Annotated in this window: 20 protein-coding genes; 9 read left to right on the top strand and 11 right to left on the bottom strand. The window is 58.7% G+C overall.

Features of this window, described 5'->3' with window-relative positions; all coding sequences use genetic code 11:
* The first annotated feature begins 5 nt into the window (after window positions 1-5).
* The gene (locus MK208_RS07465; protein WP_294115486.1) at window positions 6-1,220 is read left to right on the top strand and encodes an ABC transporter permease; all 1,215 of its coding nucleotides are present in this window, start codon (window positions 6-8) and stop codon (window positions 1,218-1,220) included.
* Between the two features lie 207 nt (window positions 1,221-1,427).
* Entirely contained in the window at window positions 1,428-1,910 is a 483-nt protein-coding gene (locus MK208_RS07460; protein WP_294115790.1) for a L,D-transpeptidase, read from the top strand.
* Between the two features lie 61 nt (window positions 1,911-1,971).
* On the opposite strand, the gene MK208_RS07455 is transcribed toward MK208_RS07460, so the two are convergent.
* Both MK208_RS07455 and MK208_RS07450 read right to left on the bottom strand, forming a co-directional pair.
* On the bottom strand, window positions 1,972-3,243 hold the full coding sequence (locus tag MK208_RS07455) for a lytic murein transglycosylase (protein ID WP_294115485.1): 1,272 nt from the start codon (window positions 3,241-3,243) through the stop codon (window positions 1,972-1,974).
* A gap of 62 nt (window positions 3,244-3,305) precedes the next feature.
* Window positions 3,306-4,022: a YafY family protein gene (locus tag MK208_RS07450; RefSeq protein WP_294115483.1), complete on the bottom strand. Its 717-nt coding sequence runs from the start codon at window positions 4,020-4,022 to the stop codon at window positions 3,306-3,308.
* A gap of 86 nt (window positions 4,023-4,108) precedes the next feature.
* Between MK208_RS07450 and MK208_RS07445 the strand changes: the two genes are divergently transcribed.
* Window positions 4,109-4,843 carry a glutathione S-transferase family protein gene (locus MK208_RS07445; RefSeq protein WP_294115482.1) on the top strand — a complete coding sequence of 245 codons (735 nt, stop codon included), beginning with the start codon at window positions 4,109-4,111 and terminating at the stop codon, window positions 4,841-4,843.
* On the opposite strand, the gene rnr is transcribed toward MK208_RS07445, so the two are convergent.
* From rnr to dapE, 3 genes are all read right to left on the bottom strand, one after another.
* The gene (rnr, locus tag MK208_RS07440) at window positions 4,824-7,091 is read right to left on the bottom strand and encodes a ribonuclease R (protein ID WP_294115481.1); all 2,268 of its coding nucleotides are present in this window, start codon (window positions 7,089-7,091) and stop codon (window positions 4,824-4,826) included. The two genes, MK208_RS07445 and rnr, sit on opposite strands and share 20 nt — an antisense overlap.
* Window positions 7,092-7,204: 113 nt before the next feature.
* A complete protein-coding gene (locus MK208_RS07435) occupies window positions 7,205-7,753 on the bottom strand; it encodes a TIGR04282 family arsenosugar biosynthesis glycosyltransferase (protein ID WP_294115479.1) in 549 nt (182 codons plus the stop codon).
* A 22-nt stretch (window positions 7,754-7,775) separates the two neighbouring features.
* Window positions 7,776-8,921, bottom strand: a complete 1,146-nt coding sequence (gene dapE, locus MK208_RS07430; RefSeq protein WP_294115478.1) for a succinyl-diaminopimelate desuccinylase — start codon at window positions 8,919-8,921, stop codon at window positions 7,776-7,778.
* 292 nt (window positions 8,922-9,213) lie between these two features.
* Here dapE and MK208_RS07425 point away from each other — a divergent pair, with 292 nt between their 5' ends.
* Together MK208_RS07425 and MK208_RS07420 are read left to right on the top strand one after the other, a co-directional pair.
* Window positions 9,214-10,785, top strand: coding sequence for a Hint domain-containing protein (locus tag MK208_RS07425; protein WP_294115476.1), 1,572 nt, complete (start codon window positions 9,214-9,216; stop codon window positions 10,783-10,785).
* Window positions 10,786-10,788: 3 nt separating this feature from the next.
* Entirely contained in the window at window positions 10,789-11,886 is a 1,098-nt protein-coding gene (locus tag MK208_RS07420; protein ID WP_294115475.1) for a Hint domain-containing protein, read from the top strand.
* Window positions 11,887-11,901: 15 nt separating this feature from the next.
* Here the strand turns inward: MK208_RS07420 and MK208_RS07415 are convergent, their stop codons facing one another.
* Window positions 11,902-12,273, bottom strand: a complete 372-nt coding sequence (locus tag MK208_RS07415; RefSeq protein ID WP_294115473.1) for a hypothetical protein — start codon at window positions 12,271-12,273, stop codon at window positions 11,902-11,904.
* A gap of 352 nt (window positions 12,274-12,625) precedes the next feature.
* Here MK208_RS07415 and MK208_RS07410 point away from each other — a divergent pair, with 352 nt between their 5' ends.
* The 3 genes from MK208_RS07410 (at window position 12,626) to MK208_RS07400 (ending at window position 16,146) form a co-directional block, all read left to right on the top strand.
* Entirely contained in the window at window positions 12,626-14,206 is a 1,581-nt protein-coding gene (locus tag MK208_RS07410) for a choice-of-anchor L domain-containing protein (protein ID WP_294115470.1), read from the top strand.
* Window positions 14,207-14,316: 110 nt separating this feature from the next.
* The gene (locus MK208_RS07405; RefSeq protein ID WP_294115468.1) at window positions 14,317-15,390 is read left to right on the top strand and encodes a transporter substrate-binding domain-containing protein; all 1,074 of its coding nucleotides are present in this window, start codon (window positions 14,317-14,319) and stop codon (window positions 15,388-15,390) included.
* A 201-nt stretch (window positions 15,391-15,591) separates the two neighbouring features.
* Window positions 15,592-16,146 (top strand): LysE family translocator, encoded by a 555-nt coding sequence (locus MK208_RS07400; RefSeq protein WP_294115466.1) that lies wholly within the window; start codon window positions 15,592-15,594, stop codon window positions 16,144-16,146.
* A 67-nt stretch (window positions 16,147-16,213) separates the two neighbouring features.
* Here MK208_RS07400 and dapD read toward each other — a convergent pair whose 3' ends face one another.
* Together dapD and MK208_RS07390 are read right to left on the bottom strand one after the other, a co-directional pair.
* Entirely contained in the window at window positions 16,214-17,041 is an 828-nt protein-coding gene (gene dapD / locus MK208_RS07395) for a 2,3,4,5-tetrahydropyridine-2,6-dicarboxylate N-succinyltransferase (protein WP_294115463.1), read from the bottom strand.
* Window positions 17,042-17,110: 69 nt separating this feature from the next.
* Window positions 17,111-18,043 carry a threonine/serine dehydratase gene (locus tag MK208_RS07390; protein WP_294115460.1) on the bottom strand — a complete coding sequence of 311 codons (933 nt, stop codon included), beginning with the start codon at window positions 18,041-18,043 and terminating at the stop codon, window positions 17,111-17,113.
* Between the two features lie 78 nt (window positions 18,044-18,121).
* Between MK208_RS07390 and MK208_RS07385 the strand changes: the two genes are divergently transcribed.
* Window positions 18,122-18,955, top strand: coding sequence for a TIGR00730 family Rossman fold protein (locus MK208_RS07385; RefSeq protein WP_294115458.1), 834 nt, complete (start codon window positions 18,122-18,124; stop codon window positions 18,953-18,955).
* An 84-nt stretch (window positions 18,956-19,039) separates the two neighbouring features.
* Here MK208_RS07385 and MK208_RS07380 read toward each other — a convergent pair whose 3' ends face one another.
* The 3 genes from MK208_RS07380 to MK208_RS07370 all read right to left on the bottom strand — a co-directional run bounded on the left by MK208_RS07380 (window position 19,040) and on the right by MK208_RS07370 (window position 20,517).
* Entirely contained in the window at window positions 19,040-19,249 is a 210-nt protein-coding gene (locus MK208_RS07380; protein ID WP_294115457.1) for a hypothetical protein, read from the bottom strand.
* Window positions 19,250-19,341: 92 nt separating this feature from the next.
* A complete protein-coding gene (locus MK208_RS07375; RefSeq protein WP_294115455.1) occupies window positions 19,342-19,731 on the bottom strand; it encodes a phage holin family protein in 390 nt (129 codons plus the stop codon).
* Between the two features lie 87 nt (window positions 19,732-19,818).
* Window positions 19,819-20,517, bottom strand: a complete 699-nt coding sequence (locus tag MK208_RS07370; protein ID WP_294115453.1) for a Crp/Fnr family transcriptional regulator — start codon at window positions 20,515-20,517, stop codon at window positions 19,819-19,821.
* Between the last annotated feature and the right edge of the window lie 455 nt (window positions 20,518-20,972).

The raw sequence follows: 20,972 nt of genomic DNA, 5'->3' as shown, positions 1-20,972 counted from the left end.
GAACCATGGCTGCACTCACTCCAATTTCCCGCAAACCTATGTCTCTGGTGCTGCCCACGGTCGCAGCGGCAGGGGGCTTCTTTGGTCTCTTTGTTGGCACCGCCAATGGCTCTGGCCTGCTCGGCGTTCTGATTGGCGCCGCGATGGCGGTTATCCTGGCCGTGGTCTACATCAACGTGCTAAAAAACGAAGCCCTGTCCAAATGGATCAACATCGCGCTGTTTGGCGTGTTGGGTTTTGTTTTTGGTGGCGGCATTGCGGCGGCTCTGATCGGGCTGCTTTATGGCTGGTTCATCCACTGGTTCACCTACTGGCTCTACGAAGGCCGCTACCGCGCGCGCCTGTTGCCGTATCTGACCCCTGGCCAAGCGCTGTGGCACTACAGCTTCCGTGTGATTTGTGGCGCGATTTTTGTGTTCCTGATCACGCCGGTGCTGGTGGTGATGCCACTGTCGTTTAACGCGCAGGACTTCTTCACCTTCACCCCAGAAATGCTGCGGCTCGATCCGGCGGGTTACTCGCTAAAGCACTATCAAGACTTCTTCACCAACAACGAATGGCAGCGGAGCTTCAAGAACTCGCTGATCATTGCACCTGTTGCCACCGTCATCTCGGTGAGCTTGGGTACCTTGGCCGCGATTGGCCTAAGCCAGGCGCATGTGCCGGGCCGCCGCGCGATCATGGCGATCCTGATTTCGCCAATGATTGTGCCGCTGATCATTTCCGCCACCGGCATGTTCTTCTTCTACAGCCAGATCGGCAACTGGATGGAAGCCACGCTGGGCCTGAACAAAACCTTTGTGGGCTACGTGAAAGTGATCCTGGCACACGCGGTTCTGGGCATTCCCTTTGTGATCATCACCGTGACCGCCACGCTGGTGGGCTTTGACCGCTCCCTGACACGGGCGGCGGCCAATATGGGTGCCAATCCGGTGACCACCTTCTTCCGCGTGCAGATGCCCCTGATCCTGCCTGGCGTGATCTCCGGTGGCCTGTTTGCCTTTATCACGTCGTTTGATGAGGTCGTGGTGGTGCTGTTTGTCGGCTCAGCCGGTCAGAAAACCCTGCCATGGCAGATGTTCACCGGCCTGCGCGAGCAGATCAGCCCAACCATTCTGGCGGTGGCCACGATCCTGGTTGGCATCTCGATCCTGCTGCTCGCCACCGTGGAAATGCTGCGCCGTCGGTCTGAGCGGCTGCGGGGCATGTCCCCGAGCTAAACCCCGTTAGGGATTTCACAGCACATTTTGAGCAACATGGACAAAGTCGGGCACTCCCGACTTTGTCCGCTGTCACGTCTGTGGCATAGATTTTGCACGTAAACGGAACGAGTACTTATGCATAGACGTTACTTCCTTGCCGCTGGCGCCAGCCTTCTTGCCACCCCCCATGTCCTGCGTGCCGCCCAAGGTGGTGAGTTTGAATTGATGGAGCACCTGAAACCCAAAGAGGTGCGGGTGAAGAAGAAATACGGCTTCCAGCCAGGACAGCTTGTTGTGGTGCTGGCCTCTTACCACCTCTACCACATGCAGGATGAGCGCAACGCGATCCGCTATGGCGTGGCAATTGGGCAAGAGGGTCTGAACTTCTCCGGCCGTGCCACCATTGAGCGCAAGGTGGAATGGCCCAGCTGGCGTCCAACACAAGAGATGATCGAGCGCAATCCGGCCTACGCCAAATACGAAGACGGCATGCCGGGTGGGCCAAACAACCCGCTGGGGTCGCGGGCGATGTATTTGTACCAGAACGGCCGCGACACGCTGTTCCGCATCCATGGCACCACCGCACCGCAGTCAATTGGCACGCCAAGTTCCAACGGCTGTATCCGCATGGCCAACTGGCACATCGAACAGCTCTATGAGCAGGTGCCTCTGGGCACCGAGGTGATTGTGATCAGCGGCCGCGAGTAAGCCAGACTGCCCCAGACACAACAAAAGGCGCGCCGGATCAGGACGCGCCTTTTCTCATGTCTTAGCGCAAGGTTTTCAGCAGGGTTAGAGACGCATATCCGTCTGGCACCATGCCTTCGGCCCGCTGATATTCGCGCACAGCGGCGATGGTGAGCGGGCCGATTTTGCCGTCGATCTTTTTGGTGTCAAAGCCAGCTTTGGTCAGGCGTTTTTGCAGCTCGATCCGCTCCTTGTAGGTCAATGCGCGGTCGCCACGAGGCCAATTCCCCTGAATGGCTGGGCCGCCCATGATGCGGTCGCTGAGATGGCCGACGCCAATCACATAGGCATCCGCGGTGTTGTAGTGCTCGATCACGTCAAAATTCTGGAAGATCATGAAAGCCGCCCCCTGTGCACCGGCCGGCAAAAGGATAGACGCCTTGCTATGGTTGGGCACCGCACGGCCGCGCATGTCCTTGATGCCCAGACGCGCCCACTCGCTGGGGTTCTTCAGGTTCTCGCGGTTGGCAGAGGCGTAGTCAAACCCTTTGGGCAACTTCACTTCCACGCCCCAAGGCTGGTTTTTCTTCCAGCCGAAGTGCTTGAGATAGGCGGCGGTGGAGGCCAGCGCGTCGGTGGGGTCGCCTGACCAGATGTCGCGCTTGCCGTCGCCGGTGAAATCAACTGCGTAGGACTGGAATGAGGTTGGCATAAACTGGGTATGGCCCATGGCGCCGGCCCAGCTGCCTTTCATGTTTTGCGCGGTGACATCCCCGTTTTGCAGGATGCTGAGCGCGGCGGTGAGCTGTTCCTCAAAGAAATCGCCGCGTCGCCCGTCATAGGCAAGCGTGGCGAGAGCCTCGATCACAGGCGTGCTGCCTTTGAAGGTACCATAGGCGCTTTCCAGCCCCCAGATCGCAACCACAATCTCTTTATCGACACCGTAACGCTTTTCGATCTTCTGCAGCGTGGTGTTGTGCTTGCTTAACGCCGCCTTGCCGTTTTTTATGCGCGCGTCAGAGACAGCAGTGTCCAGATAATCCCAGATGGTCTTGGTGAACTCGTTTTGATTGCGGTCTTTCTTGATGATGTCGGCATTGTACTGAACGCCTTGAAAGGCCTGATCAAACACCGCAGCACTGATCCCCGCCTTAAGCGCGCGTGATTTGTAGCGCTTGATCCAACTTTGCAAACCTTTGGTAGAGGCAGCAGCTTCGATGAGTTGTTGCGCCGCCAAAGCATCCGCCAATGGGCGCAGCACAGGACGGAGAGACTGCGACGGTGCCCCGGCAGAGACCGTGGACGCGACAACGGTGCCAATAACCAAACTCACCACTAAACCAGATAGACGCATCGCAACTTTCCCTGCCTGTTTGGTGGAAGTGTAGCGCGGGGATGGGGGCGGCAAAAGCGCTCTCAGCCGGAGGCGCGGGGATTTGCCGATACGTCTATTTCCGCCTGAAGCCGCGCTTTGAATTCCCGCAGCATGGGAATGCGGCGCGGGCGGAAGGAGCGGTCGCTGATATTGAGGTTGTCTATGCGATCCAGGCGAAAGGCGCGATAGTCCGCGCGCAGGTGGCAGTAGGCCAGAAGACAATGCACATTTTGCATGAAGACGATGGAGAGCGGATCAACTTCGCGCGTTGTCCGTCGGCCCTCCGCATCGCCATAGTCAAAGGCCACGGTCCGTTCCTCCCAGGCGGCTTGGCGCAGGGCGCCCGCATCGATGGTGATCTCGGGGGGCTTGTGGAAGCGTTTGGCGGTCAACACCGCATGTTTCAAGCGATGGGCCTGGGCCTCTGGAAGACGCGATTTCAGCTTGGTTAGAGCCGTTTGTGCCGCGTTGGCCAAGGAAGGATCGGCCACTTCCATAACCTCTTTCAGCCCGACCACCAGCGCCTCAATTTCTTCCGGGACAAAACCCAGCGGCGGCAAGGTGGCGTCTTCAATAAGGGTGAAGCCAAACCCGGCCTCCCCGTCGATCACGGCCCCGAGGCTGCGCAGACTGTCGATGTCGCGGTAGATTGTGCGCTCTGACACGCCGGTTTCCTGCGCCAAGGCTTGCGCGGTGGCGGGGGGCGGCAGGTCGCGCAGGGCCTGCATGAGTTGGAACAGTCGGTCGGTGCGGCTCATGATTTTGGGATACTGCACTCTACTGACAGAAACTGACAAGAGGGGTGTTTAAGACAGGCTCCACAATCAATCAGTGGAGAGTTCCCATGCATCTTATTGTTTTCCCCGGCGACGCGCAGTTTCCCACCCATTCGCCATTCTGCCTGAAGGCCATGTGCCTGTTGGAAATGGCCAAGGTCGATTGGCAGCCGGAGCTGATCCAGGACTTTGAAGCGCTGCCGTTGGGCAAGGTGCCGGTGGCCCGTGTTGGCGATGCTTTGATCCCGGACAGTCATAACATTCAGGCCTATTTAGAGTCACATGGCGCAGATTTCATGCCGGGTTTGAGCCGGATTGAGAAGGCGGCGACCCACGCGCTAATCCGTACCGTGGAAGAGAGCCTGCGGCTTGGGCTGGTGCACGATCGCTGGCTCAATGACGACTGCTGGGCGGTGATGAAGGAGATTTTCTTTGCCTCTGTGCCTGCGCCAATGCGGGATCAGGCAGCGGAAGAGGCGCGCGGTCATGTGCGGGCTGGTTTGATGTCTGAGGGCATCGCGCGGTTCTCGCCAGAGGACCGTCAGGCGCGGTTTGACAAAGATCTGGAGGTGATTGACGCGAAGCTGGACGGGCTGTCGTTCCTGTTTGGCGACACGCCAACAGCCGCGGATGCGGCGGTCGCACCGGTGTTGGACATGATCTTGACCCTGCCGGTGGCCACCGACCTGCGCAAAGCGGTTGAGGCGCGCCCTGCGCTGGCAGCTTATGTGGCGCGGGTGCGGGAGGCGATTTATCCAGATCCGGCGCGGGTGATGTCCGCGTTTAGCGCCGCCGCCGAGTGACCTTGCGTTTGGTTTTGGCCGCCTTGTGCTTTGCTTTGGCGGCCTTACGACGGATGGGGCCACCCCGGCTCCACCCTTTTCCACCACCACGTCCGGCGCGTTTGACCAGCTCGCCATCCAGAGAAATCAACTCCAACGCGATGCCACCGGTCACCGGCGCAGCTTCGGTCAAGCGCGCGGTCACACGTTGGCCGAGGCCAATCACGATGCCCGTGTCCGATCCGGTGAGCGAGTTGGTTTCGCTGTCAAAGTGGAAATACTCGCGGCCCAGTTCCCGCATCGGGATCAGGCCATCAGCGCCGGTTTCATCCAGCTTCACAAACACCCCAAAGCGGGCGATGCCGCTCACGCGGCCGGTGAATTCGTTGCCGATGCGTTCGGACATATAGGCGGCAAGGTAGCGATCCGTGGTATCCCGTTCCGCCAACATCGAGCGGCGTTCGGTGTCCGAAATATGCGTGGCGGTTTTTTCTAGAACTTCGGTGGCCTCAGGTGTGAGGCCGTCATCGCCCCAACCATGCGCCGAAATGAGCGCACGGTGTACGATCAAGTCTGCATAGCGACGGATTGGGGAGGTGAAGTGGGCATAATCGCGCAGCGCGAGGCCGAAGTGGCCGAAGTTAGATGGCGCGTAATAGGCCTGTGTCATGGAGCGCAGGGTGCAGATGTTGATCAGCTCCGCCTGCTCCGTGCCGGCGGCGGCGTCCAGCAACTGGTTCAAATGGCGTGTCTGCAGCACCTGCCCCTTGGCCAACGTCAGGCCCGCGGCCTGGGCGGTATCACGCAAGGCATTAAGTTTTTCAGGGCTGGGTTCCTCGTGCACGCGGAACAGCAGCGGGGATTTTTTGGCAATCAGCGTTTCAGCGGCACAGACATTGGAGAGCACCATGAACTCTTCGACAAGTTTGTGCGCGTCAAACCGATCCCGGAAGTTCACAGAGGTGACTTCGCCCGCGTCAGAGAGCTCAATTTTGCGTTCCGGCAGGTCAAGCGCCAGCGGCTGACGCTCGGCTTTGGCCTTTGTTAGAGCCTTATATGCGGCGTAAAGCGGGCTGATGATCTCATCCATCAACGGCGCGCAGCGCGCGTTTGGATGACCGTCCTGCGCCTGCTGCACTTCGCCGTAGTTCAGCGAGGCCACGGAGCGGATCATGGCGCGGATGAAACGGTGACCGATCTTTCTGCCCTTGCTGTCGATCTGAATACGCAGCGCCAGTACGGCGCGGGGCACGCCTTCGTGCAAAGAGCAGAGATCGCCAGACAGACGGTCCGGCAGCATTGGCACCACGCGGTCCGGGAAGTAGCTTGAGTTGCCGCGTTTGCGGGCCTCCCGATCCAGCGCGGTGTCGGATCGCACGTAATGCGCCACATCGGCAATCGCGATCCAAAGCACGTGGCCGCCCTCGTTTTTCGGGTCATCATCGGCATGCGCCCAGCAAGCGTCGTCATGGTCGCGGGCGTCGGCTGGGTCGATGGTGACAAAGGGCATGTCGCGCAAATCTTCACGTTGGCCCAAAGGCGCCGGTTTGGCCTTATCAGACTCTGATACGACCTCATCGGGGAAGGTGTCTGGGATGCCATGTTGGTGGATGGCGATCAGGCTCACAGCCTTGGGCGCAGTCGGATCGCCAATGCGCGCCACAACACGGGCACGGGGCAAACCAAGACGCCCTTTAGGGCCGGATTGCTCGGCCTCCACCAGCTCGCCGTCTTTGGCGCCATGGGTTTGATCCGACGCCACGGACCATTCTTTGCCGTCACCCTTGTCGATGGGCAGGATGCGGCCTCCCTCGGCGGTTTTGCGGAACATGCCCAACACGCGGCGTGGGTTGGTGCCGATGCGGCGGATAAGACGCGCCTCATACTGGATGTCGCCGTCGTCCAGTTTGGTCAGACGCCCCAGAATGCGGTCGCCCGCGCCCAGCGCTGGATCGGACGCGCGGGGCAGCACCAGAATTTTGGGTTCTTGCCCTTCGCCGTGCCACTCCAATGGGCGGGCAAAGAGATCGCCATCGGCATCTGCCTCAAGGATTTGCAGCACGGTGACCGGCGGCAGGCTTTCCGGATCACGGTAGGTCTTGCGCCGCGTTTGTAGATGCCCTTCGGCCTCCAGCTCCTTGAGCAGGCGCTTCAGGTCGATGCGCGCAGCCCCTTTGATGCCAAAAGCTTTGGCGATGTCACGTTTGGAGGTGAGGGTCGGGTTCTCGGAAATCCACTCAAGGACTTCCTCTTTGCTGGGCATAGGCATGGGTTGGCCCTAGCACGGGGGATGGGCGGCGTCACGTGAGAAAGGAAAGGGGCCAGCCCCTTCTTGGGCCTGCGGCCCAATTCAACCCCGGGATACTTGGCGAATGAGAACGTTCAGAGACACGCCAGATCGGCGGCGGTGTCCACATCTGCAAGCGTGGCGACAGTGGCAATCCGCGCATCGGGCAGGGTGGCACAACTGTCGGCCAAAGCATGTTCCGTGGACCAGCGCACATTGGCAAAGAGGCCCGGTTTGGGTGTGTGTTTCAGACCCACCAGCCAATAGCCACCGTCCGGCGCGGGGCCAAAGACCGCATCGTGATCGCCCAGCGCCTTGAAGCCCTGCGCGATGTGAGACGGCTGGATGCCGGGAATGTCGGCCCCGACGATGCAGGTGGGGCCTTGGTGGAAACGCAGCTGTCGCGCCATGCGATCCCCAAGATTGCCAGTGCCTTGCGGGACACGCGGCAAGTGAGCGGGCCAAACGCGCGATGAGAGGCCTTTGTGATCTGGGGCGACGGCCAGGATCAGGTTCCAGCGCGGATCATCAAGACGGCGCAGCAGCGCGGCGGATTGGTGGCGAAACCACCAGGCGGCGGCGGTCATCCCGAGGTCTCGGCCCAGTCGGGTTTTCACACGTCCGGGGCGCGGTTCCTTGATCATCACCACAAGGTTGGGGCGGTGTTCAGGCAAAATAGTCTCGCAAAATGCGGCTGTAGATGTCTTTGAGCTGATGGATTTGCGCAACCGGCACCTGTTCATCCACCTGATGCATGGTTTTGCCCACGAGGCCGAATTCCACCACTGGGCAATGGTGCTGAACAAAGCGCGCGTCCGAGGTGCCGCCGGAGGTGGAGAGTTCCGGGCGGCGGCCGGTTTCAGCTTCCACAGAGCTGGCCACCAGCTCGGACAAGTCACCGGGTGGGGTGATGAAACTTTCGCCGGAGATGGTGACTTTCATGTCGATACCCACGCCGGATTCCGCCGAAATAGTGTCTACTTTGGCCTGCATCCACTCTGTAAGGGACGCGCCGGAGTGGGAGTCGTTGAAGCGGATGTTGAGCGTGGCTTTGCACTCCGCCGGGATCACATTGGTGGCCGGGTTTCCGGTGTCCATGGTGACAACTGCGAGGGTGGACGCATCAAAGTGATCGGTGCCATTGTCCAGCGGTTCGGAAGAGAACTGATCCATCAGGCGGGCCATCACCGGCAGCGGGTTGTTGGCGCGGTGCGGATAGGCGGAATGGCCTTGTTTGCCGGTGAAGGTGAAATATGCGGTCATCGAGCCGCGACGGCCAATTTTCATCATCTCGCCCATCTCGTTGGGGCAGGTAGGCTCGCCCACCAGACAGACAGACATGCGTTCCTGTTCGGTGGACATATAGTCCAGAAGCGCGGTGGTGCCGTCGATGGCGTCGCCTTCTTCATCGCCGGTGATGGTGAGGATGATGGCGCCATCCGGCGGCGTGTTCGAGACAAAATCGATGGCGGCGGCAGCAAAGGCGGCGACACCGGATTTCATGTCGGTGGTACCTCGGCCGTACATAATGCCATCTTTGATTTCCGCACCAAAAGGATCCACCGTCCAGGCGGCCTCGTCCCCGACAGGTACCACATCGGTGTGGCCGTTAAACCCAAACGTCTTGCTGTCGCCTTTGCGGCCCCAGCGGGCAAACAGGTTGCTGACGTCACCTCGATCCACGCGGGTGCAGTCAAACCCGGCGTCAGACAGCAGGTTTTCCAGCAAGACCAGCGCCCCGCCCTCCTCCGGCGTCACAGAGGGACAGCGGATCAGATCAGCGGTCAACTGTGCGGCATCGGTCTTGGTCATGGCGAGGGTCCTATATCTGAGAAGCTTGCGCCAAGGGTTGTGGCACAGCCGCGCCGGACCGGAAAGCCACATTTGGAACACAAAGCGGTGGGGCACCTCTTAACAAGCGGAAAAATTTGCTGTTTAGTTAGAGTTAATAAAAATCGACCGAGGCAGGTCACCAGCAGTTCGGCTAAAACAGCCAAGGGTTTCCAACAAACGCATCTCGAAATGCGACGAGACCTGTATGAGCGCCCCATGAGCAGGTGGGCGTTGTTGTGTGGCGTGCCTCAAACACATGAGGCGAGCAGACATGCCCAGATTGCCCGTAAACACCGGCGCTTCGGCCATGGATATGGCGGAAACCATTTTTGGCGATGACGTGACCATCGTCTCCGCTGACTACAATGGGCAAAACTCTTCGTCCGGGATCTACACCAATGGGGACAGCGTTTCGCCTGGGGTTACCCCCAGCGACGAAGGGGTGATCCTGTCCACGGGGCACGCGAGAAACTTCTCCAACCGTTGGGGCGGCAACAACCAGCGTTCTGACCGCTCCACCGACACAAGCGGTGAGAACAACAACCCAGAGTTCAACGCGGTCGCCGGCACCAACACCTATGACGCCTCTTATCTGGATGTGTCGTTCATCGCCAATGAAGCCGGGCAAATGACGATGCAGTTTGTCTTTGCCTCCGAAGAATACCCGGAATACGTCGACTCAATTTATCAGGACTTCGTCGCAGTCTCGATCAACGGCAGCTATGTGCCGCTGGAAATAGGCGATGGGGATGTGGACCCCGGCAACATCAACAATGGTGAGAACGAAAGCCTGTTTGTGAACAACACAGGCGGGATCTACAACACGGAGATGGATGGGTTCACCCTCACCATGACGCTGACCTTTGACATTGTTGAAGGCATGAATGACATCCGCATTGTGGTCGCCGATGTGTCCGACAGCCGGTATGACAGTTCGTTGCTGATTGCGGCGGACTCGATTCAAACGTCACTCATTGCCAACACGGATGAGGTGGAACTGCCAATTGATGGCACCCGCACCATTGATGTGCTGGCCAATGACGTGAACAACACCGGCAATTCCATCACCATCACGCATATTTCCGGGCAACCGGTCACCGTTGGCAGCCCGATCACCTTGCCCAGCGGGCAGATCATTACGGTGAATGGCGACGGCACCATCACCTTTGAAGGCGACAGCGACGAAGAGCAGCTCAACCTGACCTACACCATTGATGACGGCAACGGCACGACCGATGTTGGCTATATCAAGATCAATCAAGCACCTTGTTTCACAGTGGGCACCTTCATCCGCACGCCATTTGGTGAGGTGCCCATTGAGTGCCTAAACGTGGGGGACTTGGTCGAAACCGTGGACAATGGCCCCCAACCGCTGCGCTGGATGGGACGGCGCAAAGTGGCGGCAGAAGGCGCCATGGCGCCGATCCGGATTATGGCCAACACCCTTGGCAACCACCGCGAATTGTTGCTCTCCCCGCTGCATCGGGTGCTGATCCGAAATGCCTGGGCCGAACTGTTGTTTGGCGAAGAAGAGGTATTGGTGGCCGCGCGCGATCTGGTGAATGACAAGACCATCCGCCAAGTGCCCGGCGGCGAGGTGGAATATGTGCATCTTCTGTTTGATGACCATCAGATCATTTATTCCGAAAAGCTGATGACGGAGAGCTACTTGCCGGGGCCACAGACTGCGAGCAGTTTTGAGCCGGAGATTGTTGCAGAGATCTGTGCCTTGTTCCCAGAACTCGATCCGGTGTCTGGCGAAGGTTACGGGCAAATGGCACGGCGCGGCTTGCGCAGCTTTGAGGTGGCCACGCTGTCGCAAATTGCCTTTGGCGAGGTCTAAACGATGAGCTGGATTGCCCTTTGGAACAAACGGCACGCCCTGTGCGACCTCAACGGCGTGGCCCATCCGCTTGGGACAGCCACCACAGACCCTCAGGCGCTGTCTGGCACGCCGTTGCCAAGGGGCAGTATGGTCGTGGAAACGCGGGTGTCGCCCTATGATCGACCACAAACGCTTATGGGTATGGCGTCTCAAACCGGCAGCGGCTTTCGCCTGTCTTTGCAAGCGGTGCCCGGCGGTGGCGTGGTGCTGGTGCTCAATCGCGGCAGCCGCACGGCGCATGTGGCGGTCAATCTGGACACCGGCGGGCGTGCGGATGTGTTGCGGGTGACCTATTCTTGGGATGTGCCAGCCAATGTCGGTCGACTGGCAGTGGAGCAGCCTGGCACCTGGCGTGTGGCTGTGCGGACTTTGTCCCGCCCTGTGGCGCTCACGCCTGCCGAAATCCGGGAAACTGTGCAGGACGATGATGCACGGGTGTTGTCCAGCGATTTGTCCTACATTGCCTATTCAAATCGCATTGAGCCGATTGGCCCCATGCCCAGCCTGTCGGAAGACACCCCGGTGATGACCGCGCAGGGCTATCGTAAGGTGGGAGACCTCAAACGCGGTGACGTGGTGCAGACACCCTCTGGTGATCTAGTCCCGGTTCTGGCCAACATCCGCCGGACCGTGCCAGCCTCAGGGCATTTTGCCCCGATCCGGTTGCGCGCCCCGTACTTTGGGCTCAGCCGCGACATTGTCACCAGCCCAACCCAGCGTCTGCTAATTGGCGGCAGTCGGGTGGAGTATATGTTTGGCTCCGAGTTTGTCTTGGTCCCGGCCGGGCATCTGCTGCACGGCAATGCTGCGGAAAATGGTGGCACTGCGCCTTTGGTGACCTATTGCCAGCTTCTGTTGCCCAATCACGAAGCGATTTTGGCTGCCGATACCTATGTGGAAAGTATGGATGTGGGACGGATGCGCCGTCGGCGGGACTTGCTGAGCGCCAGCCTGCTGTCGGGCTATCCGCGGCGGTTGTTGCCGGAACACTCGCGCACTGCGTTTCCAGTCCTGCGGGAGTTTGATGCACTCACCTTGGCGGCACAGCGCGCCGCCTGATCGCTAACTTTCGCGTTAGTGCTCGGTCGCGGCAGCGTCCTCGGATTCTTCGCCGTGATAGAAGGGCGTCATTTGCGCCACGACCACGGAGTTCTCATCCAGGGCACGCTGCATAAGGCCGCGTTCCTGCCCGTCAATCTCGTGACCCTGTGCTTCGCGCTCCTCAATCGTGCCATAGCCGGTCACGTCCAGCGGGTTCAAATCCGCCTGTTTGAGGATCGCCACGGTCTCACGCACCGCTTCTGCTTCGTCCACGCCGCTGGCATAGATCATCAGCGCACCGCCGGTGGCTTCGTCCGGCAGACCGTCGCCGTCTTTGCGCCCGACCTGAACGAGCAACGTGTAGACCTGCTGGCGGGTCTTCTTCTTTTTCTGGTCCTGGGTCATGCCGGTGCCTTTCTGTTGAACGGGCCTTAGCGCGGCTCATGGCAAGGGGTCAACCGCCCGCCGCAGTTGGTTCAAGCAACCACGCAACAATGTGCAAAATTTACTTCGATTTTTCAGAGTCTTGAAGGGAGGCAGTTACGATTTGGAAAGGGTTTTATTCCAAACTGTTAGCGCGCAGAACGTGCCCTCTTTCTAATGGTGACTTTCGAATCTCCTATCGGCAATTGATGGGCCGGAGCTGACGCCAAGGCCAGAAATCTGTCCGGCATTCCAAAGCTTTTGACCACGTTCCCAAAAGAAATCGGGCAGAGGCGCCACAGCTATTGTTTGGGAATGCATATAGGGGACCACTATGCCAACTGCATCAGAACTGCCGATTGATAACAGCGCCAGTGCGACGCAGATGGCGGACGCCATGTTCGGCTCCGGTGTTCAGGTGTTGGGCGCCAGCTATACCGGGCACGCCATGTCCAGCGGGATTTACTCGGATGGTGATTCCGTCGCCCCGGATGCCATCCCTTCAGATAGCGGCGTGATCCTCTCAACCGGTTACACCAGTGATTTCACCAACGCCGACGGGGACGTCAATGCCGACGCCAACACAACCGGACAAATGGACCGGGACGGCGACGACGATCTGTCTGAAATTGCCGGCGGGGACACCTACGATGCGGCGGTTTTTGAGGCCAGTTTCATTCCGGACGGTGACACTCTGACCATGCAGATCGTATTCTCCTCAGAAGAATATCTGGAATATGTCGACAGCGGCTACAACGACGCGGTTGGCATTTGGGTGAACGGCGAGAAGGCCACCCTGTCCGTTGGCGATGGCGACGTCACTGTCGACAACATCAATGACGAAGACAACGCGAACCTCTACATCGACAACCCGGCGGACGGCGAGACCGTGAACAGTGAGATGGACGGGTTGACGATCACGCTCACCGTGAAAGCGCCGGTTAATCCGGGCGAGGTCAACACGATAAAGATCGGCATCGCAGACGCCGGAGACGACAAATACGACTCCAATCTGCTGATCGCTGGCGACTCCATCCAATGTGCATTGGTGGCGCAGGACGACGAATACGAGATCGGCGCCAACGCCACTAAAACCGTGGACGTGCTGGCCAATGACGCCGCGCCGGATGGCGCCACCATGACCATCACCAAGATCAACGGTCAGGAGGTCAGCGCGGGCGATTCGGTGACGCTGAACACCGGAGAAGTGGTCACGCTCAACCCGGACGGCACGCTGTCGATCCAGACCGATGGCGATTTGGGCAGCGAGGCCTTCACCTATGAGGTCGAGGATTCCGACGGCAACACCGACACCGGTTTTGTGAAGGTCACAACCACAACGGCGCCGTGTTTTGTGGCCGGGACTGAGATTGTCACCCAAAGCGGCCTGAAAAAGGTCGAAGCGTTGATGCCCGGAGATATGGTTCTGACCCGCGACAATGGGTTCCAACCGCTCTTGTGGATCGGCACCACCATGCGTCAAGCCACTGGTTCTGACGCCCCGATCCGTCTCGCCAAAGATGCTTTGGGCAACCACGAGGCAGTGGAATTTTCGCCCAATCACCGCATCCTGATCAAATCGTCCCTGGCGGCAATGCTGTTTGGTGAATCCGAGGTGCTGGTGAAAGCCAAAGACCTTGTGAATGGCGACACCATCACAGTGCGCGAGGATCATAGGCCTGTGACCTATGTGCATATCCTGTTTGACCGCCACGAGATTGTGCGGGCCAATGGATTGGACAGCGAAAGCTACCACCCCGGTCAGGAAACGCTCGACAGTTTTGATGCGGAAACCCGCGATGAAATCTTGCGACTCATGCCCAATTCTGACGCCCTGATGGGCTATGGCTTTGGACCGTCCGCAAGGGTGTCGTTGCGCAAATATGAGGCCGAGGCCCTCATGGCGGCGGCATAAGGGTCAAAAAGTCCTAATTAGAGCCAAATAACTCTGGGTAAACGTCGGAGCGTGGTTGACCGGCTCAAGCGGTGCGCGATAGGGGGAGCCAAGCAACTCCGGTACTTACTATGCGCTTCCTCCCCGCAGTCCTCATCTCCATCGCCTCCCTCCTGTCATGGGTGTTCGCCGCCTCTGCGCAGACGGCGGAAACGTTGACCTTTGCCACCGTGGACCGGCCTCCGTTTGTTTTCCTGGATGACAACACGCCGCGCGGCTTCAGCGTGGACCTGATGCGGGCCATTGGTGAAGACCTGGGCAAAGAGATCACCTTTGCCCCACAGGACAGCTTCCCCGACATGTTAAGCGCAGTGGAAGCTGCCACGGTGGATGGCGCCATTGCCAACATCTCGATCACCGCCTCGCGTGAAACGGTGATGGATTTCAGCCAGCCGATTTTTGAGAGCGGCATTCAGATCTTGCTGCCATCCGAGCCCGGCAGTCTGGCGCGGATAGGCGGGCTGCTGACCCGAGAAATCCTCACCGCCATTATGGCGGCTTTGGGGATGCTGTTTGGCGGCGGCATGTTAATGTGGCTGTTTGAACGCCGGCATCAGCCCTATTTTGATCGCCCCGCCAAAGATGCATTGTTCCCGTCTTTCTGGTGGGCGCTCAATCTGGTGGTGAACGGCGGCTTTGAAGAGCGCATGCCTTTGTCCCGCCCGGGCCGGTTCTTTGCGGTGATCCTGGTGGTGGCCAGCCTGTTTGTGGTGTCGGTCTTTGTTGCGACGATTACCGCAGCGGTGACGGTAGAGGCGTTGCAGGATTCTGTCGACAGCATCAACGATCTGGACGGGCGCAAAGTGGGCTCTGTGCGCGGCTCCACCTCTGCTCAGTTCCTGACAACACGTGACATCCGCTTCCGAGATTTTGACACGCCGCATGAGGTGCTGGCGGCTTTTCAAGATGGGGACATCGACTCGGTGGTGTTTGACGGGCCGATCCTTGCCTATTTTGCCACCAATGACGGGCGCAATGAATCCCGCCTGATTGAACGGGTGTACCGCCCAGAGAACTACGGCATTGCTCTACCAACGGGCAGCCCGTGGCGCGAAGAGATTGACCAATCTTTGCTCAAACTGCGCGAGGACGGCACCTATGATGCGCTGCTTGAGCATTGGTTTGGGGCAACCTTCCGGCGGTGACCCGGCGGGGCCATTGCAAGCCCCCTATCAAATAAGGGCCGTTCGCAATTGCTGTGGTTGCGGTGATTGGTCTATGAGTAACGAATAGCGTTAGTCCCCCCAAAAAAGTTGTGACGGGTGCGGAAAGGACCAACGATTGGTGCGGTGTTAAACAGGGGTTTGGGTATGGATTTTGCGGCATGGATACCAATGGTCGCGTTTGTGACCGCATCCACGATCACACCCGGTCCAAACAGCATCATGATCATGGCCTCAGGTGTGAACTTTGGCTTTCGCAGCACGGTGCCGCATATCCTTGGCGTTGCTGTGGGAATCACCTTTGTGATCAGCCTGGCTGGGATTGGCATTGGGGCCATTCTCGACCTTTTCCCCTTCGTGCAGTGGGCGCTCTTGGCCGCATCCACCACCTACCTACTCTATCTGGCATGGAAAATCGCAAATGCAGCGCCAACGGCGGAGGCCGATACAGCGGGCTCGCCATTGACTTTTGCGCAGGCGCTTTTGTTTCAGGCGGTCAATCCAAAGGTCTGGGCGTTGGGCATGGCCGCTGTGGCGCTCTTTGCACCAGGGTTTGCGCCGCAAAGCGTGGTTTTGGTGGCTTTGACCTTTGCGGGTGTTGGGCTGCTGTCCAATTCGGCTTGGGGCTGGTTTGGGACAGTTATCCGACGGTTCCTGTCGACGGGGCGACGGCTCAAAACATTTAATATCGTCGCTGCGTTGGCGCTTGTGGCGTCGTTGGCTCCCGCGCTTTTCTGACGGAATACTAAAAACAAAGGCCAGCCTCCGAATGGAGACTGGCCCAAGATTTTAATGGAGCGCAGTCTTAGTCGCGCAGCAGCTCGTTGATGCCGGTCTTGGAGCGGGTTTTCTCGTCCACGCGCTTCACGATCACCGCGCAGTAGAGGTTCACGCCGTTCTTGGAGGGCATGGAGCCTGCGACAACCACCGAGTAAGGCGGCACTTCGCCGTACATGACTTCGCCGGTTTCGCGGTCGACAATCTTGGTGGACTGGCCGATGAACACACCCATGCCCAGCACAGAGCCTTCGCGGACGATACAGCCTTCAACAACCTCAGAGCGCGCGCCGATGAAGCAGTTGTCTTCAATGATGGTTGGACCAGCCTGCATTGGCTCCAGCACGCCGCCAATGCCAACGCCACCGGAGAGGTGCACGTTTTTGCCGATCTGGGCGCAGGAGCCGACGGTGGCCCATGTGTCGACCATGGTGCCCTCATCCACATAGGCGCCGAGGTTCACAAAAGACGGCATCAGCACCACGCCGGGGGCAACATATGCGGACTTGCGAACAACGCAGTTTGGCACGGCGCGAAAACCGGCGTCCTGCCACTGCTTCTCGCCCCAGCCTTTGAATTTGCTGTCGACCTTGTCCCACCAGCCGGAGCCCTGTGGGCCGCCGTCTTGGATTTCCATGTCTTTGATGCGAAAGCCCAGCAGCACGGCCTTTTTGGCCCACTGGTTTACATGCCAGTCGCCGTTTTCCAGTTTCTCGGCCACGCGCAGGCTGCCGCTGTCCAGCGCGTGCAGCGTGGATTCAATTGCGTCGCGGGTTTCGCCAGTGGTGGCGGAGGTGATGGTGTCGCGCGCGTCCCACGCGGCTTCGATGGCTTGTTCCAGTTGGGCATTCGACATGTTTAAGGCTCCGGATGTCTTGGAATTTGGGGTGTTTTAACGGGATAGAGCGCGGGCGTCACGCGCTCATTATGTCGCTTGTTCAAACGGGTCCGGCGCAATGTTGGCGCCACAGACCAAAACGGCAACTTTTTCGCCCGGTTCGGGCACGTATACCCCAGACATCAGCGCTGCCAAAGCGGTGGCGCCTGCAGGCTCCACAAGCTGTCTGCGTTCCCGCCACAAGGCCTGTTGCGCTTGGGTGATGGCATCGTCTGTGACCAATACGGACTCCGCGCCGGTGGAGACCGCAAGATCAAAGCAAATCTGGCCAATGCGTTTGGCGCCCAGCGCGTTGGCAGCCACGCCAGACACTTCCACGTCTACAGGCTCGCCAGCTTTCAAGGCGGCGTTTAGGGCGCAAGATGTTTCTGGCTCCACCGCGATCACCCGGCGACGGCCATCAAACCAAGCCATCGATCCGCCAATCAACCCGCCGCCACCAACAGCGATAATCACTGTGTCGGCATCCAGCCCCTGCTCTTCCCACTCCAGCGCCACGGTGCCTTGGCCACCTACTGTGCCAAGCGCGTCATAGGCATGGATCTGCATCGCGCCGGTTTCGGCTTCATAAGCCAGCGCCTGCTCCAGCGCGTCAGAATACGCCCCCGGCACCACTGCTAGGTCGGCACCAGCGTCGCGGATCAACGCAACTTTGGCAGGGCCAGCCATTTCCGGCACATAGATGCGGGCTTTGTGACCGAGTTTATGAGCGGCATAGGCCACAGCCGCGCCGTGGTTGCCTCCAGAGGCGGCGATCAGACCGGCTTCAGGCACCTCAGAGGACAACAGCGTATTGAACGCGCCGCGCGCCTTGAAGGTGCCGGTGTGTTGCATCTGCTCCAACTTCATCTGCACCGGGAAATCCAGACCAAAGCCATTTTCAACGGTTACCACCGGGGTGCGCAGCACATGCCCTTTGATCCGCTCTGCCGCCGCTGCGATTTCCGCGCTCCAGTCCATTTTCACATCCCTGTCACTGGTTTTGTTTCCGCGAACCCTATAGGCAAAAGAAAAACGCGCAAGCAAGGACGAGTAACGATGAAAGATGATCGCCGCCACCCTCTGTCAGATGCCCATTCTGACCGTCAGTCTGCCTCCCAGGTTCCGGACACGCCGCAAACCCGTGCGCCGTCGTACCGGCTGGCCTTTGCTGATGAAGATTTCCTGTGCCGTCCTGAGCTGCGCCCGGTGCGTTTGCAGCTGGAATTGCTCAAGCCTGAGTTGGCGCTGGACGAGCATGAGATTGAAAGCACCGTGGTGCTGTTTGGCGGCGCGCGTATCCCTGAGCCGTCCAAGAAAGACAGCGCCCGCACCGAAACACTAGCAGAGCTATCGCGGTTTTATGATGAAACCCGCAAATTCGCGAAACTGGTCACAGAGGCCAGCGATGGCAAGAAGAACGTGATTGTCACCGGCGGCGGCCCCGGCGTGATGGAAGCGGGCAACCGTGGCGCACTGGATGCGGGCGGACGCTCGATTGGCCTCAACATCGTGTTGCCGCATGAGCAGGCGCCCAATGAATATGTGACGCCGGAGCTGTGCTTCAACTTCCACTACTTTGCGATCCGCAAGATGCACTTCCTGATGCGCGCCAATGCGATTTGTGTGTTCCCGGGGGGCTTTGGCACCTTGGACGAGTTGTTTGAATCGCTGACGCTGATCCAGACCGGCCGCATGCAGCGGGTGCCGTTCCTGCTGTTTGGCAAAGAGTTCTGGCAAAAGATTATCAACTGGGAGGCGCTGTCGGATGCGGGCACAATTTCCGCAGAAGACCTCGATCTGTTCCAGTTTGTGGAGACCGCAGAAGAAGCGGTTGAGGTGCTCAATAACTGGCAGGATTATTCCCGTCGGGATCAAATCCCGGGCCGTTAGAGCCGTTTTGTTGCAAGGCGTCCCGGCCAAAGCCGGGGCGCTGCCTTGAGTTACTCAAGTGATCGTTACAGGTACCAGGTCCACTTAGTGGAAATGTGCCGGAAGCACGCCAATTTCGGTCCCTTGGGGCAGTTTGGTCACAACCTGTGCACCCGCCACGTCTTTGATGGCATACCCGTAGCCTGCCAGGCGGAATTTCCATTCCCGTGTGCTCAGCGAGTTGTGTTTCTCGCGTGTCAGGATGTCCAGTACAGGCGCGTCGATCATTGCGCCGCCGATATCTGCATGTGCCATGTGTCAGTTCCTTTCTGATTGTTTACAGAATGGAAACTGACCGTTGATCGAGGCGCAATTAGCGCTCAATTGTGAAAAGTTTTAGGCAAACTTTATGTGTGTGCTTTGGGTTTGGCGAGCGACGGGAAGAGATACTTCGGCAACAGCACCCCGGCGATCAGCGCGCCCAGCCAGACAATCAGAGTGGCCGCCAGAAGGTTGGCAATGCCGCCGATGGTAAAGTCACTGACCAGCATTTCGGTGATCAGCAGGCCGGCAAAAGTGACGACCAACGACAAGCCACCCAGCAGTTCCGGCAGTTTTTTCTCAGACACTTTGCGGATGATTGGCAAGAGCACAACAGAGACCACGGTGAACACCAGCGTGACAATCACAATGCCGAGAAAGCCGATGGTGAAGCCGGGTAGCAGAATATTCGCGAGGATCAGACCAATGGCATTGGCAATCAAATGGGCCGCGGCGGAGAGAACAAAACGGGGCATGATGCGCCTTTCCTGATAGAAATCCCCTGCACTCTAAACGGGAGCACACCCTGCAATCCAGAGCGTATTGGCAATTTCGAATGTCGGTTAGCGCGCCCAAGCCTGCGCGGGGTCTTCTTCGCTGTACGTGCGCAAGTGTTCGATGTCATCAATATTGGCGCGGTTCTGCTTTATCTGGACCCCCTCGGCCTTCAACTTGGCGAAGGCCCGGCTGAGGCTTTCCGGTTTCATGCCCAAACGCCCCGCAATCAGGATCTTGTCATAAGGCAGAACGACCTCGCAGGCCCCTTCCTCAGCATTGCTTAATTCACAAAGAAATTCCGCCACACGCTGCGCACTGATTCGCGCTTTGAGCGCTTCAATTTGCGCCACTAGACTGTGCAGATGGCGAAAGGTGGAAGACAACAATGAAAGTGCAGCCTCAGGCGTTTCTCGGATACGGCGCAAGTAAGCGTCGGTTTCGATGCGCATTAACTTGAGAGAGGTCACCGCTTCAGCTGACACCGGATACGCATCCCCTTGAAACGCAACAGCTTCGCCAAAGCTACGCCCTTTTGTGAAAACGCCAACAACCGCCTCTGTTCCGCTGGGCGCGATCCGGTAGAGTTTGGCCCACCCGGATATCACGATAAAAATGGCAGTGGCCGTCTCGCCTTGCAGAAAAATGGTCTGTCCGCGTTCGTATTCTGAGACATGCGCCGTCGACAGCAGCATCTCCGCGTCTTCTTCGGGCATGCTGCTAAACAGCAGCGATTGCCGCGCAACGGCTTTGTATTCTGCCTGCATCTGATGTCTCCCGCGTGTACCGTAAGAAACACGGATACGCCGGACTTCGACCGATTTGCTAGCCAGCCTTCAGGATGGCGCTTTGCCTGTTTTGTCAAAACAACTCGCACCGGTACGTTTCAATAGCGATGAAGAGCGGAGCTCAGATGTTTGCTGAAGATTCGATCGCCCTGTGTCAGCGCCCAAACCACTCGCCTGAACAACTCATTCTCCGCTTCCAATCACACAGAGTTTGAGTATTTGTGCAGAGCTGTGTTTCTTGATCTTGGCTGCAGTCGCCACGATGTCCTATATTTATCGGACAGCCAGAAGTCCTTCAGTGAGGTAGGGGGCAATGTCCGTTCCCAGACAGGACCGGGTCGCGCGATCTGCCAGACGCCAAAAACATGCTGGCGGATCGAGTATATAACCCGGGCTAGCCATGTGAAGCGCTTAAAGACAGAGGCATTGCGTCC

Origin of the sequence: Shimia sp. (genome assembly GCF_022448905.1) — a bacterium.
Lineage (GTDB): Bacteria > Pseudomonadota > Alphaproteobacteria > Rhodobacterales > Rhodobacteraceae > Shimia.
This window is presented reverse-complemented; position numbering and strand designations above follow the sequence as displayed.

Bases quoted from the DNA above. Each gene is read 5' to 3' on its own strand.
- MK208_RS07465 (WP_294115486.1), top strand. From the start codon at position 6: ATGGCTGCACTCACTCCAATTTCCCGCAAACCTATGTCTCTGGTGCTG.
- MK208_RS07460 (WP_294115790.1), top strand. From the start codon at position 1,428: ATGGAGCACCTGAAACCCAAAGAGGTGCGGGTGAAGAAGAAATACGGC.
- MK208_RS07455 (WP_294115485.1), bottom strand. From the start codon at position 3,243: ATGCGTCTATCTGGTTTAGTGGTGAGTTTGGTTATTGGCACCGTTGTC.
- MK208_RS07450 (WP_294115483.1), bottom strand. From the start codon at position 4,022: ATGAGCCGCACCGACCGACTGTTCCAACTCATGCAGGCCCTGCGCGAC.
- MK208_RS07445 (WP_294115482.1), top strand. From the start codon at position 4,109: ATGCATCTTATTGTTTTCCCCGGCGACGCGCAGTTTCCCACCCATTCG.
- rnr (WP_294115481.1), bottom strand. From the start codon at position 7,091: ATGCCTATGCCCAGCAAAGAGGAAGTCCTTGAGTGGATTTCCGAGAAC.
- MK208_RS07435 (WP_294115479.1), bottom strand. From the start codon at position 7,753: ATGATCAAGGAACCGCGCCCCGGACGTGTGAAAACCCGACTGGGCCGA.
- dapE (WP_294115478.1), bottom strand. From the start codon at position 8,921: ATGACCAAGACCGATGCCGCACAGTTGACCGCTGATCTGATCCGCTGT.
- MK208_RS07425 (WP_294115476.1), top strand. From the start codon at position 9,214: ATGCCCAGATTGCCCGTAAACACCGGCGCTTCGGCCATGGATATGGCG.
- MK208_RS07420 (WP_294115475.1), top strand. From the start codon at position 10,789: ATGAGCTGGATTGCCCTTTGGAACAAACGGCACGCCCTGTGCGACCTC.
- MK208_RS07415 (WP_294115473.1), bottom strand. From the start codon at position 12,273: ATGACCCAGGACCAGAAAAAGAAGAAGACCCGCCAGCAGGTCTACACG.
- MK208_RS07410 (WP_294115470.1), top strand. From the start codon at position 12,626: ATGCCAACTGCATCAGAACTGCCGATTGATAACAGCGCCAGTGCGACG.
- MK208_RS07405 (WP_294115468.1), top strand. From the start codon at position 14,317: ATGCGCTTCCTCCCCGCAGTCCTCATCTCCATCGCCTCCCTCCTGTCA.
- dapD (WP_294115463.1), bottom strand. From the start codon at position 17,041: ATGTCGAATGCCCAACTGGAACAAGCCATCGAAGCCGCGTGGGACGCG.
- MK208_RS07390 (WP_294115460.1), bottom strand. From the start codon at position 18,043: ATGGACTGGAGCGCGGAAATCGCAGCGGCGGCAGAGCGGATCAAAGGG.
- MK208_RS07385 (WP_294115458.1), top strand. From the start codon at position 18,122: ATGAAAGATGATCGCCGCCACCCTCTGTCAGATGCCCATTCTGACCGT.
- MK208_RS07380 (WP_294115457.1), bottom strand. From the start codon at position 19,249: ATGGCACATGCAGATATCGGCGGCGCAATGATCGACGCGCCTGTACTG.
- MK208_RS07375 (WP_294115455.1), bottom strand. From the start codon at position 19,731: ATGCCCCGTTTTGTTCTCTCCGCCGCGGCCCATTTGATTGCCAATGCC.
- MK208_RS07370 (WP_294115453.1), bottom strand. From the start codon at position 20,517: ATGCAGGCAGAATACAAAGCCGTTGCGCGGCAATCGCTGCTGTTTAGC.